The sequence below is a fragment of the Sphingobacterium sp. xlx-130 genome, assembly GCF_011007405.1.
GTDB classification, from domain to species: Bacteria; Bacteroidota; Bacteroidia; order Sphingobacteriales; family Sphingobacteriaceae; genus Sphingobacterium; species Sphingobacterium luzhongxinii.
This window is the reverse complement of the sequence record NZ_WFKN01000016.1, coordinates 1-3213: the sequence shown is the minus strand read 5'-3', so window position 1 is coordinate 3213 and position 3213 is coordinate 1. Positions and strand designations below refer to the sequence as shown.

General features: G+C 50.0%; 2 rRNA genes. Both read right to left on the bottom strand.

Going from position 1 to position 3213, the window contains the following annotated elements:
• Nucleotides 1–7: 7 nt before the first annotated feature.
• Nucleotides 8–119, bottom strand: a 5S ribosomal RNA gene (gene rrf, locus G7B18_RS18865).
• Between the two features lie 96 nt (nt 120–215).
• Nucleotides 216–3096: ribosomal RNA gene (locus tag G7B18_RS18860) — 23S ribosomal RNA — on the bottom strand.
• Nucleotides 3097–3213: the final 117 nt, after the last annotated feature.

Below are 3213 nucleotides of genomic sequence, written 5' to 3'. Positions count from 1 at the left end.
GTGTAAAAAAAGGCACCGACCTACTCTCCCACCTGTTACGGCAATACCATCGGCTCTGGCGGGCTTGACTTCTCTGTTCGGAATGGGAAGAGGTAGACACCGCCGATATAGGCACCTGAAATATCTTAAGCTAACGGCTATTGCTAATAGCTATAAGCTGATTGACATGTTATTGAAAGAAAAAGAACAGTCAGAGAAGACAACAGGTCTATCTGCCTGGAAAGCTTCGGGCTATTAGTACTACTCGGCTTTGGTCTCTCAACCTTTACACCTATAGCCTATCAACGTTGTCATCTACAACGACCCTGTAAGGAAGTCTCATCTCGTGGCTAGTTTCGCACTTAGATGCTTTCAGCGCTTATCTATTCCCGACGTAGCTACCCAGCCGTACACCTGGCGGCATAACTGGTTCACCAGCGGTCAGTCCATCCCGGTCCTCTCGTACTAAGGACAGATCCACTCAAACTTCCAACGCCCACAACAGATAGGGACCGAACTGTCTCGCGACGTTCTGAACCCAGCTCGCGTGCCACTTTAATGGGCGAACAGCCCAACCCTTGGGACCTTCTCCAGCCCCAGGATGTGACGAGCCGACATCGAGGTGCCAAACCTCCCCGTCGATATGAGCTCTTGGGGGAGATCAGCCTGTTATCCCCAGCGTACCTTTTATCCTTTGAGCGATGGCCCTTCCATACAGAACCACCGGATCACTATGTCCGTCTTTCGACCCTGCTCGGCTTGTAGGCCTCACAGTCAAGCAAGCTTATGCCATTGCACTCCTCGTACGGTTACCAAGCGTACTGAGCTTACCTTTGAAAGCCTCCGTTACCTTTTTGGAGGCGACCACCCCAGTCAAACTACCCACCAAACAATGTCCTCGACATGATCGAGTTAGAAACCGAATACAGAAAGGGCGGTATTTCAAGGTTGATTCCATGACTCCTGGCGAAGCCACTTCAACATCTCCCGCCTATCCTACACATCCTGTACCCAATTTCAATGTTAAGCTATAGTGAAGGTGCATGGGGTCTTTCCGTCCCGTTGCGGGTAATCGGCGTCTTCACCGATACCACAATTTCACCGAGCTCATGGCTGAGACAGCGCCCAGATCGTTACACCATTCGTGCAGGTCGGAACTTACCCGACAAGGAATTTCGCTACCTTAGGACCGTTATAGTTACGGCCGCCGTTTACTGGGGCTTCGATTCAATGCTTCTCTTGCGATGACATCCCCTCTTAACCTTCCAGCACCGGGCAGGTGTCAGGCCTTATACCTCATCTTTCGATTTTGCAAAGCCATATGTTTTTGCTAAACAGTCGCCTGGGCCTTTTCACTGCGGCTGCTCCTCTCAGAGACAGCGCCCCTTCTCCCGAAGTTACAGGGCCATTTTGCCGAGTTCCTTAGCCATGACTCACTCGAGCACCTTAGGATTCTCTCCTCGACTACCTGTGTCGGTTTACGGTACGGGTTTTCTTTACCTGAAGCTTAGCGGGTTTTCTTGGAAGTCTGATTACCTGCTCTATCTGCGCCGCCGAAGCTTTGCAGTACTATTGGGTTTCAGCAGGGTCGGCGGATTTGCCTACCGTCCCTATACCTACGCCTTTTAACGGACTATTCCGTCAGTCCGCGGCAGTGTCACTACTCCGTCACCACATCGCAGTAAAGAAAAGTATGGGAATATTGACCCATTGTCCATCGGCTTGCTCCGTTCGGATGCGCCTTAGGTCCCGACTAACCCTGATCCGATTAGCGTTGATCAGGAAACCTTAGTCTTTCGGTGGGCGGGTTTCTCACCCGCCTTATCGTTACTTATGCCTACATTTGCTTTTCTATAATCTCCACACTACATCACCATAGTGCTTCTCCGACGATAGAATGCTCCCCTACCAGATGCATTTACATGCAAATCCATAGCTTCGGTAGTAATCTTGATGCCCGTTTATTATCCACGCCCGGTCGCTCGACTAGTGAGCTGTTACGCACTCTTTAAATGAATGGCTGCTTCCAAGCCAACATCCTAGCTGTCTGGGCAACCGGACCTCGTTAGTTCAACTTAGACTACATTTGGGGACCTTAGCTGATGGTCTGGGTTCTTTCCCTCTCGGCCTTGGACCTTAGCACCCAAAGCCTCACTGCCGATTATATTTAATAGCATTCGGAGTTCGTCTGGATTTGGTAGGATTTGACTCCCCCGCACCCAATCGGTAGCTCTACCTCTATTAAACTCTACATCGACGCTGTTCCTAAAAACATTTCGGGGAGTACGAGCTATTTCCCAGTTTGATTGGCCTTTCACCCCTACCCTCAGGTCATCCGGAAACTTTTCAACGTTTATCGGTTCGGTCCTCCACTGTGTGTTACCACAGCTTCAACCTGCCCAAGGGTAGATCACAAGGTTTCGCGTCTACCTCTACTGACTATACGCCCTGTTCAGACTCGCTTTCGCTGCGGCTGCGTGGCTGAACCACTTAACCTTGCCAGTAAAGAGTAACTCGTAGGCTCATTATGCAAAAGGCACGCTGTCACAGAATCGCTCTGCTCCAACCGCTTGTAAGCACACGGTTTCAGGTTCTTTTCACTCCCCTGTTCGGGGTTCTTTTCATCTTTCCCTCACGGTACTGGTCCACTATCGGTCTCTCAGGAGTATTTAGCCTTACCAGATGGTGCTGGCAGATTCAAGCAGGATTCCTCCGGTCCCGCCCTACTCAGGATACCACTATGCTGTCATTCTTTACCTGTACGGGGCTGTCACCCATATCGCGCAGTTTCCCACCTGCTTCCAGTTCATAGCGACAATGCAATGTCGTGGTCCTACAACCCCCAGTATGCCGTAACATATTGGGTTTGGGCTCTTTCGTGTTCGCTCGCCACTACTTACGAAATCATTGTTATTTTCTCCTCCTACGCTTACTTAGATGTTTCAGTTCGGCGCGTTCGCGTATTATACGACTGTTCTTCAAACAGCCAGGTTGCCCCATTCGGAAATCCACGGATCAAGTCACATTTGCTGATCCCCGTGGCTTATCGCAGCTTATCACGTCCTTCATCGCCTCTGAGAGCCTAGACATCCCCCGTGTGCCCTTATTTACTTTCTTCTCTCGCATAGCCCTTTTGCTACTATGGAGATGCTTTGACTAATCGTGCTTGCGCACTTTCGTCCCTATTGTCTTCTCTTGTGTTTTTTTTCTTTCAATATGTCAAAGAACTCTTTT